This window comes from Pandoraea terrae (assembly GCF_902459695.1).
GTDB classification, from domain to species: domain Bacteria; phylum Pseudomonadota; class Gammaproteobacteria; order Burkholderiales; family Burkholderiaceae; genus Pandoraea; species Pandoraea terrae.
On sequence record NZ_CABPRZ010000010.1, the window covers coordinates 104,827 to 119,228 of the forward strand.

General features: G+C 62.2%; 15 protein-coding genes and 1 tRNA gene. 15 read left to right on the top strand and 1 reads right to left on the bottom strand.

The annotated features are described in order from the left end of the window. Positions 1-28: 28 nt before the first annotated feature. Positions 29-562 carry a DUF1097 domain-containing protein gene (locus PTE30175_RS13640; protein WP_150697601.1) on the top strand — a complete coding sequence of 178 codons (534 nt, stop codon included), beginning with the start codon at positions 29-31 and terminating at the stop codon, positions 560-562. 990 nt (positions 563-1,552) lie between these two features. Beyond that, the gene (locus tag PTE30175_RS13645; RefSeq protein ID WP_150697602.1) at positions 1,553-1,831 is read left to right on the top strand and encodes a hypothetical protein; all 279 of its coding nucleotides are present in this window, start codon (positions 1,553-1,555) and stop codon (positions 1,829-1,831) included. A 598-nt stretch (positions 1,832-2,429) separates the two neighbouring features. Here PTE30175_RS13645 and PTE30175_RS29115 read toward each other — a convergent pair. Next, a complete protein-coding gene (locus tag PTE30175_RS29115; protein ID WP_338044448.1) occupies positions 2,430-2,696 on the bottom strand; it encodes a DUF1653 domain-containing protein in 267 nt (88 codons plus the stop codon). A 181-nt stretch (positions 2,697-2,877) separates the two neighbouring features. Between PTE30175_RS29115 and PTE30175_RS13660 the strand changes: the two genes are divergently transcribed. From PTE30175_RS13660 to nuoI, 13 genes are all read left to right on the top strand, one after another. Next, positions 2,878-3,888, top strand: a complete 1,011-nt coding sequence (locus tag PTE30175_RS13660; protein ID WP_150697605.1) for an NAD(P)H-quinone oxidoreductase — start codon at positions 2,878-2,880, stop codon at positions 3,886-3,888. A 235-nt stretch (positions 3,889-4,123) separates the two neighbouring features. Beyond that, positions 4,124-4,924, top strand: coding sequence for a triose-phosphate isomerase (gene tpiA / locus PTE30175_RS13665; protein ID WP_224788762.1), 801 nt, complete (start codon positions 4,124-4,126; stop codon positions 4,922-4,924). A 51-nt stretch (positions 4,925-4,975) separates the two neighbouring features. Next, positions 4,976-5,341 carry a preprotein translocase subunit SecG gene (gene secG, locus PTE30175_RS13670; RefSeq protein WP_150697607.1) on the top strand — a complete coding sequence of 122 codons (366 nt, stop codon included), beginning with the start codon at positions 4,976-4,978 and terminating at the stop codon, positions 5,339-5,341. Between the two features lie 133 nt (positions 5,342-5,474). Next, positions 5,475-5,559, top strand: a tRNA-Leu gene (locus PTE30175_RS13675). Positions 5,560-5,723: 164 nt separating this feature from the next. Further along, positions 5,724-6,083: an NADH-quinone oxidoreductase subunit A gene (locus PTE30175_RS13680; protein WP_150697608.1), complete on the top strand. Its 360-nt coding sequence runs from the start codon at positions 5,724-5,726 to the stop codon at positions 6,081-6,083. A gap of 48 nt (positions 6,084-6,131) precedes the next feature. Further along, entirely contained in the window at positions 6,132-6,611 is a 480-nt protein-coding gene (locus PTE30175_RS13685) for a NuoB/complex I 20 kDa subunit family protein (protein WP_150697609.1), read from the top strand. Positions 6,612-6,623: 12 nt separating this feature from the next. Further along, positions 6,624-7,223 (top strand): NADH-quinone oxidoreductase subunit C, encoded by a 600-nt coding sequence (locus PTE30175_RS13690; RefSeq protein ID WP_150697610.1) that lies wholly within the window; start codon positions 6,624-6,626, stop codon positions 7,221-7,223. Positions 7,224-7,232: 9 nt separating this feature from the next. Next, positions 7,233-8,489, top strand: a complete 1,257-nt coding sequence (locus PTE30175_RS13695; RefSeq protein ID WP_150697611.1) for an NADH-quinone oxidoreductase subunit D — start codon at positions 7,233-7,235, stop codon at positions 8,487-8,489. 171 nt (positions 8,490-8,660) lie between these two features. Next, the gene (gene nuoE / locus PTE30175_RS13700) at positions 8,661-9,161 is read left to right on the top strand and encodes an NADH-quinone oxidoreductase subunit NuoE (protein ID WP_150697612.1); all 501 of its coding nucleotides are present in this window, start codon (positions 8,661-8,663) and stop codon (positions 9,159-9,161) included. Next, on the top strand, positions 9,158-10,450 hold the full coding sequence (gene nuoF / locus PTE30175_RS13705; RefSeq protein WP_150697613.1) for an NADH-quinone oxidoreductase subunit NuoF: 1,293 nt from the start codon (positions 9,158-9,160) through the stop codon (positions 10,448-10,450). Before nuoE ends, nuoF begins: the two co-directional genes overlap by 4 nt. Positions 10,451-10,492: 42 nt before the next feature. Then, positions 10,493-12,805 (top strand): NADH-quinone oxidoreductase subunit NuoG, encoded by a 2,313-nt coding sequence (gene nuoG, locus PTE30175_RS13710; RefSeq protein WP_150697614.1) that lies wholly within the window; start codon positions 10,493-10,495, stop codon positions 12,803-12,805. Further along, complete coding sequence (gene nuoH, locus PTE30175_RS13715; protein WP_150697615.1) at positions 12,805-13,869, top strand: NADH-quinone oxidoreductase subunit NuoH; 1,065 nt, start codon at positions 12,805-12,807, stop codon at positions 13,867-13,869. The genes nuoG and nuoH overlap by 1 nt, the downstream gene beginning before the upstream one ends. A gap of 23 nt (positions 13,870-13,892) precedes the next feature. Continuing rightward, positions 13,893-14,384 carry an NADH-quinone oxidoreductase subunit NuoI gene (gene nuoI / locus PTE30175_RS13720; RefSeq protein WP_150697616.1) on the top strand — a complete coding sequence of 164 codons (492 nt, stop codon included), beginning with the start codon at positions 13,893-13,895 and terminating at the stop codon, positions 14,382-14,384. The last annotated feature ends 18 nt before the right edge of the window (positions 14,385-14,402 follow it).

Here is a 14,402-nt window from a genome sequence, read left to right on the forward strand (position 1 = left end):
CCATTCCTAAAATACGGAGACGAGCGTCATGAAGAAATTGCCTGCCGAAATCGTTGCCTCGGCGCTGGCCGTAACAACGGTCCTGATTTCCCTGCCGCCTTACCATTTGCCGCCTTGGGCGATTTTCATCAGCTGGGCAGGCACGTTTGCGATGGGGGGGCCTTCGCCGCAGAATTTGCGCAAGATCTGGCCGGTATTGCCGGTGGGGTCGTTATTCGCGTTCTTCATCGTGCTGGGGTTCCAGCAGGCGGCAACGGTGTTTACCGGCAATGCGTTTATCGCTGCGCAGATGGTGATTCTGTTCTGCCTGAACGGGAGCATGATGTTCCTCGCGCGGATCGTGCCCGGACTCGGGTTCATCCCGGGCATGTTCTTCGGCTTCGCGTCGTATTTCGCGACGTTGTTCGGCGGATTCGGGCCGGTGCCGCACGATCCGGTGGCGGCGCTTGGCGCCTGTATCGCGATGAATGCGCTCGGGCCGCTGTATGCCTGGCTGAAGGAGCGTTGGTCTGCTCCCGAAGGCTCCAAGCTGTCGTGGCAGGGTTGGGAGAGCAAGGCCTGATCCTGTGTCGACGGTTCTCAGTTTGCGCCGGGCTCGTCCCGGCGCTTTTTTGTGGTGCTTCACGGATTGGCGATTCGTTACCCCTTTTGCCTTCTGATGCTCGTGCCGGCCGGAACTGCTCGTCTTGCCTATTGATTCTCGCGCCGGTCGGAACTGCTCGTCTTGCCTATATATGCTCACGCCGGCCGGCACTGCTCGTCTTGCCTATATATGCTCACGCCGGCCGCAGCATTGACCCGCTTTCCGCTCCCGACAGAACACACGTACGCGGAAAGCGGGTCAACGCTCCGGCGAACCGCTCAAGTCGCGTCGACACACTGCCTCAAGCCGCCCAATGCTTGCCCCAGTCTGACGCGACCGCCGTCTTCACCAGCCGCTCCACGTGGCATGCCGATTCCCGGACTCGCTCTCGAGGGACCGGCGTCGACTCCGATAATCGTCATGCCGTGATACCCCGGCGGTCCACACAGCCCCCGCGGCCTCGGGGCCGTAAACCGAACGAAGATTCGTGCGCGCCACTGTGTATCGTACGACGCGGTTCATCAGCGACGACTTGCAGGCGCCGTGCGGTGCCGGGAGGCGACTAGTCGGAAAACCGGCACGTTATCCTAATGATTTTCTCGGACGATTCTGAAAGTCGCGCAAAACGATAGAATTGGCGGCATATCGCCTTGTACATGCCGTGTGCCGCGCGTAAGCTTTTCCTGTCGCGACGCAATCGCGATGCGGGGGTGAGATCCCGGAAGCAGTTAGAGGGGCACACGGCCGCGCTTCGTGCGCGGTCCGTCGTGCGATGCGTTGTTGCGCCTTTTCTTCGGGCGGGCACAGGTTCGGTGACCTTCGGGTCGGCCGTTTCTTCCCTCGGATTGCACGGTTATCTCACCCCGACCTGGTGCCCGCCCACCCGTTCGTCATAGGAACGCAACCCTTACGTCACTCCCACGACAGCACTAAGCGGGCGCAAACCCACTTTGTTGTGTTGGAGGTGTTATGTCTGAAGTTGAGCGTCAACTTTCCCCGGAAGAAGTGATTGCCCAGTGTCGTAGGGAGCAGGATGAACGTGCGGTTGAACTGCGCAATCTGACCGGCAAGATCGTCGCGCTGTCGATGGTGGGTGGCCAAGGCGGCATCGATTCGCTGGATGAGGAATTCGTGCATGCGTTCTTTGAGCAACTCGAAGAACTCGCGAGCACTGCGCATGAGCTTTCAGCGCAAATCTTCGAGCAGCGGAACCACCTCATCGAGCGTACGCAGCCGCTTTCCGCGTAACGCCCGCCCGCAGCGGCAGCTTTGCCCGGATGGCATCTCATCCGGGCGGTTATCGATGCGTTACCGCCGAGACCTTCGCGATAAGGCCGGAATACACAGGGGGTTTCAACGAACCGGGGCGGGGCCCGCGGTGCCGGTACGTCGAAACCCGCGTTCGGTTTACGGCCCCGAGGCCGCGGGGGCTGTGTGGACCGCCGGGGTGTCACGGCATGACGATTATCGGAGTCGACGCCGGTCCCTCGAGAGCGAGTCCGGGAATCGGCATGCCGCGTGGAGCGGCGGGTGAAGACGGCTGTCGCGTCAGACTGGGGCAAGCATTGGGTGGCTTGAGGCAGTGTGTCGACGGAACGGTGGCGGTTCGCCGGAGCGTTGACCCGCTTTCCGCGTACGTGTGTTCTGTCGGGAGCGGAAAGCGGGTCAATGCTGCGGCCGGCGTGAGCATATATAGGCAAGAACGGCGGTTGCCAATGCCACGAGCCGCAAATAAGGCGATAAGGCGATAGGGCGATAGGGCGATAGGGCGATAGGGCGATAGGGCGATAGGGCGATAGGGCGATAGGGCGATAGGGCGGCCGAAAGCCGAACGAATCCCTGACGGTCAGCCTTCCGGCGTCGTGTGCCCGACATATTCGAAACGCGGAACCTGGCCGGCGCCCGTTTCCACAGTGTCGTTCCAGATGCTCAGCAGGCGGGTACTCATGGGCAAGCCATCGCGCGGATACAGGCGTGTATAAACGACAACCGTCTCCTGGGTCTCATCCGCACGCGCGAGTCCGAGCGCAAGATAAAAGTTGCCTTTGTAATGGCGATAGACGCCCGCACGGAATGCTTCGATGGCTTCGGCTGCCGATGGTGTTTGCGTCACGTCAATTCCTCGTTCGATGATCGGAGTGCGTTGTACCACGAGATGCGGATTGCCGGGCGCCTGCACCCGCGCGGGGTCCATCGCAAATTTCGAGTCGGTGCTATCGTAGCGGGATTCGACATTCGACATTCGACAACAGGCGAGCGGGCCGGGGAGTCCGCCGTCACGCGGAGGAAGGGTAATGAAAGCAGTGGAAATCACCGAATTCGGCGCGCCGGAAGTGCTCAAGCTCACCGAACGCCCGAAGCCGCAGCTCAAAACGGGTGAAGTGCTGATCAAAGTCGCGGCCGCGGGTATCAACCGGCCCGACGTGCTCCAACGTATCGGCCAATACCCCGTGCCACCGGGCGCGTCGGACCTGCCCGGGTTGGAAGTGGCCGGCGAGATCGTCGAGGGCGCAGACGGCGCGTTCGGCGCAGGTAACCCCTTCGGCCTGAAAGTGGGTTCGCGCGTATGCGCGCTCGTGCAGGGCGGCGGCTATGCGGAATTTTGCGCCGCGCCGTTGGCGCAATGCCTGCCCGCTCCCGACGGCCTGTCCGATGTCGAAGCGGCATCGCTGCCCGAAACGTTCTTCACCGTGTGGAGCAACGTGTTCGACCGCGCGCATCTCGGGCTGACCGAGGCCGGTGAGAAGGAAACGCTGCTCGTGCAAGGCGGCACCAGCGGTATCGGCGTGACCGCGATCCAGCTGGCAGTCGCACTCGGCCACCGCGTGTTCGCCACCGCCGGCTCCGACGACAAGGCCCGTGCCTGCGAGGCGCTCGGCGCCGAACGCGGTATCAACTACAAAACCGAAGATTTCGTCGCCGTGACCAAGGCGCTCACCCAGGACCGCGGTGTGGATGTCATCCTTGACATGGTCGGCGGCGACTATCTGCCGCGCGAAATTCAGGCGCTCGCGACCGATGGCCGCATTGCCCTGATCGCCCTCCTGGGCGGCAGCAAGGCCACGCTCGACATGGGCGCGCTGCTGCGCCGCCGCCTGACCGTCACGGGCTCGACCCTGCGCCCGCGCTCGGTCGCGTTCAAGGCGGCGATCGCCGAAAAACTGCACGCCAACGTGTGGCCGCTGTTCGCCGCAGGCAAGATCCGTCCCGTAATCTATCAGACGTTCACCGTTGCCGAAGCCGCCAAGGCCCACGCGCTGATGGAGTCGAGCACCCACGTGGGCAAGATCGTCATGACCTGGTAAGTCGGGCGCCGTCCCGCCCTCCCTGCCGCCGGCCGCCGGCAACGCCATCCGCGCGCCGGCGAAGCGATTGCGCGCTTCCTCGCCCGGCCGGCAGGTCATGGCCGAAATGCCCGATTTTCCTGGGAATTTTCCCCGAAAGCACCTTGGCCGAGCTCGGAAAACCGACCAAAATTGACCCCCACGGTCCGAAAGCCGTAAAATGAGCGGTTTTGTTCAATTGCATGGGGAGAGGGGCGTGACGACTGTCGTAACCGCGGCGACTGCTGCAACTGGCCGAACGGCCGGTAAACTCGTGGTCGGCAACTGGAAGTTGCACGGCAGTCTGGCCGGCAACCAAGCCTTGCTGGGCGCGCTGATCGCGTCGCCGGTGCTGTCGGCGAAGGGCGTTCACGCGGCGGTCTGCGTGCCGTTCCCCTATCTTGCACAGTGCCAGCAAGTGCTGGCGGGCCAAGTGTTGGCTTATGGCGCACAAGACGTCTCGGCCGAGACGAAGGGTGCCTTCACCGGTGAGGTGGCAGCCCCGATGATCGCCGAGTTCGGCGCAGCCTATGCCATCGTCGGTCACTCGGAGCGCCGCACGTATCATGCGGAGTCCGACGCGACGGTGGCGGCCAAGACGCTGCGCGTGCTGGACGCCGGCATGACGCCGATCGTTTGTGTCGGCGAGACGCTGGCCGAGCGCGAAAGCGGCGACACGAACGCCGTCGTGACGCGCCAACTCAATGCCGTGCTCGACGCCTTGACGGCCGAGCTGGCCGCGCGCATCGTGGTGGCCTACGAACCGGTGTGGGCAATCGGCACCGGCCGCACGGCCACGAGCGCCCAGGCGCAGGAAGTGCACGCCCATCTGCGCGCCTTGCTGCGCGCCAAGGGCGAAGCGGTGGCAGCGGTGCACGTGTTGTATGGCGGCAGCGTGAAGCCCGACAATGCCGTGGAATTGTTCTCGATGCCCGACGTCGACGGCGGCCTGATCGGCGGCGCGGCGCTCAAGGCGGAAGATTTTCTGGCGATTTGCGAAGCGGGCCTGCCCCGCTGATGACGAACCGGCGCCATGCGCCGGTCATGAATTTTTGATACAGGTGATGAGATGGGGTTGTTGAAGACGTTGTTGATCGTTGTGCAGGTGCTCGCGGCACTGGGCGTCATCGGTCTGGTGTTGTTGCAGCACGGCAAGGGCGCCGACATGGGCGCGGCGTTCGGCAGCGGCTCGTCGGGCAGCCTGTTCGGCGCGTCGGGTTCGGCGAACTTCCTGTCGCGCATGACCGCCGTGCTCGCTACGGTGTTCTTCATCACGACGCTGGCGCTGACGTTCCTCGGTTCGTATCACCCGAAGGCCTCCATCGGCGTACTCGGCAATGTGCCCGTGACGGCACCGGCAACGGCGTCCGGCGCAGTCGCGGCAAGTGCCCCGGCAGCCGCTTCGGCAGCCAATCCGCAAGATGTGCCGAAGTAATCTCCCGTAAAAAATCGGGCAGTAAAAAAAGTTCGAAAAAATGCGAATTGTGCGTTGAACAAAAGATGTTGCGGCGCTACAATAGCGGTCTTGAAGCGATTCGTAAGTGACAAGCGGATTGCAGACTATGAATGCCGACGTGGTGAAATTGGTAGACACGCTATCTTGAGGGGGTAGTGGCGAAAGCTGTGCGAGTTCGAGTCTCGCCGTCGGCACCACAGTTCTACGATGCCAGCCTTGCGAAATGCTTTGGCTGGCATTTTATTTTGTGCCGTAAGAAACCGTTTTCGAAGTAACGTTTGAGAGGCGGTTAATGTTCTCCGTCCTTAGGCCCCCACGCCTGCGATAGGACGGTTCGCGAACCAACCAAAAGAGGGTAGAGTTGAACCTCGGAACCTATTATCCCGTCCTGCTGTTTCTCCTGGTAGGTGGCGGTCTTGGGGTGGCATTGATTGGGGTCGGCAAGTTTCTTGGCCCCAATAATCCCGATAGCGAAAAACTCTCTCCGTACGAGTGCGGCTTCGAGGCGTTCGAAGACGCGCGCATGAAGTTCGATGTGCGCTACTATCTCATCGCCATTCTATTCATCCTGTTCGATCTGGAAACAGCGTTTCTGTTTCCGTGGGGCGCCTCGCTCCGCGATATCGGCTGGACGGGCTTCCTTTCCATGATGGGTTTCCTGCTTGAGCTGCTGGTCGGCTTTGTGTTCCTTTGGAAGCGCGGCGCGCTGGATTGGGAATAAGGTTGGCACCATAGGCGGTAGCATTGCAGTAAGAATCAGGGCAAGCATATGAGCATCGAAGGGGTTTTGCGCGAAGGGTTTGTCACCACCACGGCCGATAAACTCATCAACTGGACGCGCACGGGTTCGCTGTGGCCGATGACATTCGGTCTCGCGTGCTGTGCGGTCGAAATGATGCACGCCGGTGCGGCGCGCTACGATCTGGACCGTTTTGGCGTGGTTTTCCGCCCGAGTCCGCGTCAGTCCGACGTCATGATCGTGGCCGGCACTTTGTGCAACAAGATGGCACCTGCGCTTCGTAAGGTCTACGACCAAATGGCCGAGCCGCGCTGGGTGATTTCAATGGGGTCGTGCGCCAATGGCGGCGGCTACTACCATTATTCGTACTCGGTCGTGCGCGGTTGCGACCGCATCGTGCCGGTCGACGTTTACGTGCCTGGCTGTCCGCCGACGGCGGAGGCGCTGGTCTACGGGATCATGCAGCTGCAGTCCAAGATCAAGCGCACCAATACGATCGCGCGCAAATAACCGGGAACGCGCATGTCGAAACTCGATACACTCAAAACGAACCTCCAGAATGTGCTGGGCGACAAGATCCAGCAACTGACCTGTGCGCTCGATGAGCTGACGCTCATCGTCAAGGCGAGCGACTATCTCGAAGTCGCGAAAACGCTGCGCGGTCATGCCGATCTGAAGTTCGAACAATTGATGGACGTCGCCGGCCTGGACTACTCGGCGTTTGGCGACGGCGCGTATGACGGCCCGCGTTACGCTGCCGTCCTGCACCTGCTGTCGATCAGCCATAACTGGCGTCTGCGCGTGCGCGTGTTCGCGCCCGACGACGATCTGCCGGTCGTGCCGTCGGTGATTGACGTGTGGCGTTCCGCCGACTGGTTCGAGCGCGAAGCGTTCGACCTGTTGGGCATCGTCTTCGAAGGCCATCCGGACCTGCGCCGCATCCTGACCGACTACGGTTTCATCGGCCATCCGTTCCGCAAGGATTTCCCGACCTCGGGCTACGTCGAAATGCGTTATGACCCCGAACAGAAGCGTGTGATCTATCAGCCGGTCACGATCGAGCCGCGTGAAATCACGCCGCGCGTGATCCGCGAAGAACACTACGCCGGTCTGAAACATTAAGGTGGCCACGTGGCAGATATCAAGAATTACACACTGAACTTCGGCCCGCAGCACCCGGCAGCGCACGGTGTGCTGCGCCTGGTGCTCGAGCTGGACGGCGAAGTCATTCAACGCGCCGATCCGCACATCGGCCTGTTGCATCGCGCCACTGAAAAGCTGGCTGAATCGAAGACGTTTCTGCAGTCGGTGCCGTATATGGACCGTCTCGACTACGTCTCGATGATGTGCAACGAGCACGCCTATGTGATGGCGATCGAGAAGCTGCTCGGCGTCGAAGTGCCGATCCGCGCGCAGTACATCCGTGTGATGTTCGATGAAATCACGCGGATCCTGAATCACCTGATGTGGATCGGTTCGCACGCGCTCGACGTGGGCGCGATGGCGGTGTTCCTGTACGCTTTCCGTGAACGCGAAGATCTCTTCGACGTCTACGAAGCCGTGTCGGGCGCGCGCATGCACGCGGCCTACTATCGTCCGGGCGGCGTCTATCGCGACATGCCCGACACGATGCCGCAATATCGTGCCTCGAAGTTCCACAACGAGCGCGCCATCAAGCGCATGAACGAAGCTCGCCAAGGCTCGCTGCTCGATTTCATCGACGACTTCGCGAACCGTTTCCCGAAGTGTGTCGACGAATACGAAACGCTGCTGACGGATAACCGGATCTGGAAACAACGTCTGGTCGGCATCGGCGTCGTGTCGCCGGAACGCGCCTTGCAGCTGGGCTTTTCCGGCGCGATGCTGCGCGGCTCGGGCATTGCCTGGGACCTGCGCAAGAAGCAGCCGTACGAAGTCTATGACAAGCTCGATTTCGACATCCCGGTCGGCAAGGAAGGCGATTGCTACGACCGCTATCTGGTGCGTGTCGAAGAAATGCGTCAGTCGGTGCGTCTGATCAAGCAATGTTCGGCCTGGCTGCGTGCGAACCCGGGGCTGCCGGTGATTACGGACAATCACAAGGTGGCGCCGCCGTCGCGCGTCGAGATGAAGTCGAACATGGAAGAGCTGATTCACCATTTCAAGCTCTTCACGGAAGGGTTCCACGTGCCCGAAGGCGAGACGTATGCCGCCATCGAGCATCCGAAGGGTGAGTTCGGCATCTATCTGGTGTCGGACGGCGCAAACAAGCCATACCGCCTCAAGATTCGCGCACCGGGCTTCGCTCACTTGTCCGCGCTCGATGAAATGGCGAAGGGTCACATGATTGCCGACGCGGTCGCAATCATCGGGACCCAGGACATCGTGTTCGGCGAGATCGATCGCTGATCGCGCGACGGGCGCCCCCGGGGCGCCCGTATGCTTTACCTCGGCAGGGCCGCTCCACAAAACCGCCTGCCGTTCCAGTTGCCGTGCCTACATGACGCGGGTGATCGAATCTCGATCAGCCAGCGCCGGCGCGAGCGGGGATAACGTTTTAGTAGAAAAGTCGGATCGGAAATGCTTTCTCCCGAAGCCCTGAAGAAAATCGACCGTGAAGTCGCCAAATATCCTGCGGACCAGAAACAGTCCGCGGTCATGGCGTCGCTTGCCATTGCGCAGGTCGAAAAAGGCTGGTTGTCGCCCGAGGTCATGCAGTGCGTGGCGGACTACCTCGAAATGCCCGCGATTGCGGTGCAAGAGGTGGCGACCTTCTACAACATGTATGACACCGGCCCGGTCGGCAAATTCAAGCTGACCGTGTGCACGAACTTGCCGTGTCAATTGACGCGCGGCGAGGATGCGGCCAATTACCTGAAGCGGAAGCTCGGCATCGACTTCAATGAAACGTCGGCAGACGGCCTGTTCACGCTCAAAGAGGGCGAGTGCATGGGCGCCTGCGGCGATGCCCCGGTGATGCTCGTCAACAACCACCGGATGTGCAGCTTCATGAGCGACGAAAAGCTCGATGCGCTGATCGCGGAGCTGAAGTCGGCCGCCGGCAAGGGAGATCAAGCATGACTTCGTTGCACGACCGTCACATCAAGCCGCTGATCCTGGCCGGGCTCAACGGCGACAACTGGCACCTCGAGGACTATGTCGCACGCGGCGGCTACCAGCAGCTCGCGCGCATTCTCAACGAGAAAATTCCGCCCGAGCAGGTGATCGCCGACGTCAAGGCGTCGGGCCTGCGCGGCCGAGGCGGCGCGGGTTTCCCGACCGGCCTGAAGTGGAGTTTCATGCCGCGCCAGTTCCCGGGCCAGAAGTATCTCGTCTGCAATTCGGACGAAGGTGAACCGGGTACGTTCAAGGATCGCGACATCCTGCGCTACAACCCGCATTCGCTGATCGAAGGCATGGCCATCGGTGCGTACGCGATGGGCATTTCCGTGGGCTACAACTACATCCACGGCGAGATTTTCTCGGTCTACGAGCGTTTCGAGCAAGCACTGGAAGAGGCGCGCGCCGCCGGTTATCTCGGCGACAACATCCTCGGTTCGGGCTTCTCGTTCCAGTTGCACGGCCATCATGGATATGGCGCGTACATCTGCGGTGAAGAGACCGCGCTGCTCGAGTCTCTTGAAGGCAAGAAGGGCCAGCCGCGCTTCAAGCCGCCGTTCCCGGCGAGCTTCGGCCTGTACGGCAAGCCGACCACGATCAACAACACCGAGACGTTCGCTGCCGTCCCGTTCCTGCTGGCCGTGGGCCCGCAGAACTACCTCGAAATGGGCAAGCCGAACAACGGCGGCACCAAGATCTTCTCGGTGTCGGGCGACGTCGAGCGTCCGGGCAACTACGAGATCCCGCTCGGCACGCCGTTCTCCGAGTTGATGGAACTCGCCGGCGGCATGCGCGGCGGCAAGAAGATCAAGGCGGTGATTCCCGGCGGCTCGTCCGCACCGGTCGTGCCCGGCGATCTGATGATGCAGACCACGATGGACTACGACGGTATTGCCAAGGCGGGTTCGATGCTCGGCTCGGGCGCCGTGATCGTGATGGACGAGACGCGCTGCATGGTGCGCTCGCTGCTGCGCCTGTCGTACTTCTATTTCGAGGAATCGTGCGGCCAGTGCACGCCGTGCCGTGAGGGCACTGGCTGGCTGTGGCGCGTGGTCAACCGTATCGAGCACGGCCAAGGCCGCCAGGAAGACCTGGATCTGCTCAACTCGGTGGCCGAGAACATCATGGGCCGTACCATTTGCGCGCTCGGCGATGCCGCGGCGATGCCGGTGCGCGGCATGCTGAAACACTATTGGGACGAGTTCGCCTACCACGTCGAGCACAAGCAATGCTTGGTCGGCGCTCATTAATCCCCCACCAGTCCATCCGACGCGTGGCTTTGGACCGCTACTATGGTTGAAATCGAAATTGACGGCCAAAAGGTCGAGGTGCCCGAAGGCAGCATGGTGATCCAGGCTGCCAAGAAGAACGGCACCTATATTCCCCACTTCTGCTATCACAAGAAGCTCTCGATCGCGGCGAACTGCCGCATGTGTCTGGTCGAAGTCGAAAAGGCGCCCAAGGCCGTGCCGGCCTGCGCCACGCCGGTCGCTGCCGGCATGGTGGTGAAAACGAACTCCGAGAAAGCTGTGAAAGCGCAGCAATCGGTGATGGAGTTCCTGCTCATCAACCACCCGCTCGATTGCCCGATCTGCGATCAGGGTGGTGAGTGCCAACTTCAGGATCTGGCCGTCGGTTACGGCAAGTCCGCTTCGCGCTACCAGGAAGAGAAGCGTGTGGTGTTCCACAAGAATGTGGGCCCGCTGATCTCGATGGAAGAAATGTCGCGTTGCATCCACTGCACGCGTTGCGTCCGTTTCGGCCAGGAAGTTGCCGGCGTGATGGAATTCGGCATGCTGGGCCGCGGCGAACATTCCGAAATCACGTCGTTCGTTGGCAAGACGGTCGACTCGGAACTGTCGGGTAACATGATCGACCTGTGCCCGGTGGGTGCACTCACTTCGAAGCCGTTCCGTTACAGCGCCCGTACGTGGGAGCTGTCGCGGCGCAAGTCGGTGAGTCCTCACGACGGTGTGGGTGCCAATCTCGTGGTGCAGGTCAAGAACAACCAGGTCATGCGCGTCGTGCCGCTCGAGAACGAGTCGGTCAACGAGTGCTGGATCTCGGACAAGGACCGTTTTTCGTACGAAGGCCTGAACAGCGCCGAACGCCTGACCAAGCCGATGCTCAAGCAGGGCGGCCGGTGGCATGAAGTCGATTGGCAAACGGCCCTGGAATACGTGGGGCATGGTTTGACCGACATCGTCCGCGACTTCGGCGCCGATGCGGTGGCCGCCCTGGCCACGCCGCACGCGACTGTCGAGGAGCTGTTCCTGCTGCAGAAGTTCATGCGCGGCCTCGGCAGCGACAACGTCGACTTCCGCCTGCGCCAGAGCGATTTTTCGGCGCAAACGAAGGGTGCGCCCTGGCTCGGCTTGCCGATTGCGGACCTGAATCGCCTGAACAGTGTACTGGTCGTGGGCTCGTTCCTGCGCAAGGACCACCCGCTGCTGGCCGCGCGCCTGCGCGCCGCCGTGAAGGCCGGTGCACAGCTCAATGTGCTGCACGCCGCCGACGACGATCTGCTCGTGCGCATCGCCAACAAGGCGATCGCCGCGCCGAGCGCGTGGGCCTTGGAGCTTGCCGGCATCGCCGTGGCTGCCGCCACCGCCAAGGGCGCTGCCGTGCCGGCCGAACTGGCCGCCGTGGCGCCGACCGATGCCGCTCGCGCCATCGCGGCTTCGCTGATCAACGGCGAACGCCGTGCGATCCTGCTCGGCAATGCCGTCGTCCAGCATCCGCAATTCGCACAGCTGCACGCGCTGGCGCAAGTGATCGCTGACATCACAGGCGCATCGCTGGGCTTCCTGACGGAAGGCGCGAACACGGTCGGCGGGCACATCGCCCGGGCGACGAGCGCACAAGGTGCCGCCGCACTGTTCGACACGCCGCGTCAAGCTTACGTGCTGCTGCATGCCGAGCCGGACTTCGATGCCGCCAACCCGGCGCAAGCCCGTGCTGCGTTGGGCGCTGCCAAGATGGTCGTGTCGCTGTCGCCGTTCAAGCACGGCCTCGAGTACGCCGACGTGCTGCTGCCGATCGCGCCGTACACGGAAACGGCCGGCACGTTCGTCAACTGCGAGGGGCTGGTTCAACCGTTCAACGGTGTCGTACGCGCGCTGGGCGAGACGCGTCCCGCCTGGAAGGTGCTGCGCGTGCTCGGCAACTTGCTGAAGCTGTCGGGTTTCGAATACGACACGGCCGAGCAAGTGCGTGACGAAGCGTTGGCCGGTTTCTCGGCTGCCGCGCTCGACAATCGCGCCGGGACCGCACTGGCCGCGCCTCAGTTGGCCGCTGCCGGTCTGGAGCGTCTGGCCGATGTGCCGATCTACCACGCCGATGCGCTGGTGCGCCGTGCGCCGTCGCTGCACCTGACCAACGACGCGAAGGCCGCGCTGCGCGCCACGTTGCCGGCTGCGCTGTTCGACAGCCTGGGCCTGGCCGCCGGCGATGCGATCGTCATTCGCCAGGGCAACGCCAGCGTTACATTGCCTGCCGCCCGTTCGGCCACGCTGCCTGCCAACGTGGTGCGCGTGCCGAGTGCCACGCCGGCGTCCGCCGCGCTCGGCGCGATGTTCGGTGAAATTTCGGTGGAGAAGGCGTAATGAGCGTGAACGACATCATCAACCAATACGGCACGCAGATTCTCGGCGTTGCCTGGCCGACCGTGTGGGCCGTCGTCCGCATTCTGGTCGTGTCGGTGATCCTGCTGCTGTGCGTGGCGTACCTGATCCTGTGGGAGCGCAAGCTCATCGGCTGGATGCACGTGCGTCTCGGCCCGAACCGCGTCGGCCCGGCAGGTTTGCTGCAGCCGATCGCCGACGTGCTGAAGCTGCTGCTCAAGGAAGTCATCACGCCGACGCAGGTCAGCAAGGGCATCTACGGCATTGCGCCGGTGCTGGCCGTGCTGCCGGCCTTCGCGATCTGGGCGGTGATCCCGTTCCAGCCGGGTGCCGTGCTGGCCGACGTCAACGCCGGCATGCTCTACGCCATGGCCATCTCGTCGATCGGTGTCTACGGTGTCATTCTGGCAGGCTGGGCTTCGAACTCGAAGTACGCCTTCCTCGGCGCAATGCGTGCTTCGGCCCAGATGATTTCGTATGAAATCTCGATGGGCTTCGCGCTGGTCTGCGTTTTGATGGTCTCCGGCACGCTGAACCTGTCGGACATCATCCGCTCGCAGGAGCAGGGCATGTTCGCAAGCCACGGCATCAACTTCATGTCGTGGAACTGGCTGCCGCTGCTGCCGATGTTCGTCGTCTACTTCGTGTCGGGTATCGCGGAAACCAACCGCCATCCGTTCGACGTCGTCGAAGGCGAATCGGAAATCGTGGCCGGTCACATGATTGAATATTCGGGCATGGGCTTCGCGCTGTTCTTCCTGGCCGAATACATCAACATGATCGTGATTTCGGCGCTGGCGTCAGTGCTGTTCCTGGGTGGCTGGAGCGCGCCGTTCGGCTTCCTGTCGTTCATTCCGGGCGTGTTCTGGTTGGCCTTCAAGGTCTTCCTGTTGCTGTCGGTATTCATTTGGGTGCGCGCGACGTTCCCGCGCTATCGCTATGACCAGATCATGCGTCTGGGCTGGAAGATTTTCCTGCCGGTCACGCTGTTCTGGCTGGTCGTGGTGGGGTGCTGGATCATGTCGCCCTGGAATATCTGGGGCTAAGGCGGACGGAGTAGGGGAATCCCATGGTAAGGGCAATTAAGGATTTTTTCGGCAGTTTCCTGTTGTTGGAACTGCTCAAGGGCATGGCACTGACGGGGCGCTATGCGTTCGCACGCAAAGTGACGGTTCAGTTTCCGGAAGAAAAGACGCCGCTGTCGCCGCGTTTCCGTGGACTGCACGCACTGCGCCGCTATCCGAACGGTGAAGAGCGCTGCATCGCTTGCAAGCTTTGCGAAGCAGTGTGCCCGGCAATGGCCATTACGATCGAGTCGGATGTGCGCGACGACGGCACCCGCCGCACCACGCGCTACGACATCGACCTGACGAAGTGCATCTTCTGCGGCTTCTGCGAGGAAAGCTGCCCGGTGGACTCGATCGTCGAAACGCACATCCTCGAGTATCACGGTGAGAAGCGCGGCGATCTGTACTTCACCAAGGACATGCTGCTCGCGGTCGGCGACCGCTACGAGAAGGAAATCGCGGCGGCCAAGGCGGCCGATGCGCCGTACCGGTAAGCAGAGGGCGGGGCGCGG

What these genes read in the sequence shown, in the direction of transcription:
- PTE30175_RS13640 (WP_150697601.1), top strand. Translation starts at nt 29, where the DNA reads ATGAAGAAATTGCCTGCCGAAATCGTTGCCTCGGCGCTGGCCGTAACA.
- PTE30175_RS13645 (WP_150697602.1), top strand. Translation starts at nt 1,553, where the DNA reads ATGTCTGAAGTTGAGCGTCAACTTTCCCCGGAAGAAGTGATTGCCCAG.
- PTE30175_RS13660 (WP_150697605.1), top strand. Translation starts at nt 2,878, where the DNA reads ATGAAAGCAGTGGAAATCACCGAATTCGGCGCGCCGGAAGTGCTCAAG.
- secG (WP_150697607.1), top strand. Translation starts at nt 4,976, where the DNA reads ATGGGGTTGTTGAAGACGTTGTTGATCGTTGTGCAGGTGCTCGCGGCA.
- PTE30175_RS13685 (WP_150697609.1), top strand. Translation starts at nt 6,132, where the DNA reads ATGAGCATCGAAGGGGTTTTGCGCGAAGGGTTTGTCACCACCACGGCC.
- PTE30175_RS13690 (WP_150697610.1), top strand. Translation starts at nt 6,624, where the DNA reads ATGTCGAAACTCGATACACTCAAAACGAACCTCCAGAATGTGCTGGGC.
- nuoE (WP_150697612.1), top strand. Translation starts at nt 8,661, where the DNA reads ATGCTTTCTCCCGAAGCCCTGAAGAAAATCGACCGTGAAGTCGCCAAA.
- nuoF (WP_150697613.1), top strand. Translation starts at nt 9,158, where the DNA reads ATGACTTCGTTGCACGACCGTCACATCAAGCCGCTGATCCTGGCCGGG.
- nuoG (WP_150697614.1), top strand. Translation starts at nt 10,493, where the DNA reads ATGGTTGAAATCGAAATTGACGGCCAAAAGGTCGAGGTGCCCGAAGGC.
- nuoH (WP_150697615.1), top strand. Translation starts at nt 12,805, where the DNA reads ATGAGCGTGAACGACATCATCAACCAATACGGCACGCAGATTCTCGGC.
- nuoI (WP_150697616.1), top strand. Translation starts at nt 13,893, where the DNA reads ATGGTAAGGGCAATTAAGGATTTTTTCGGCAGTTTCCTGTTGTTGGAA.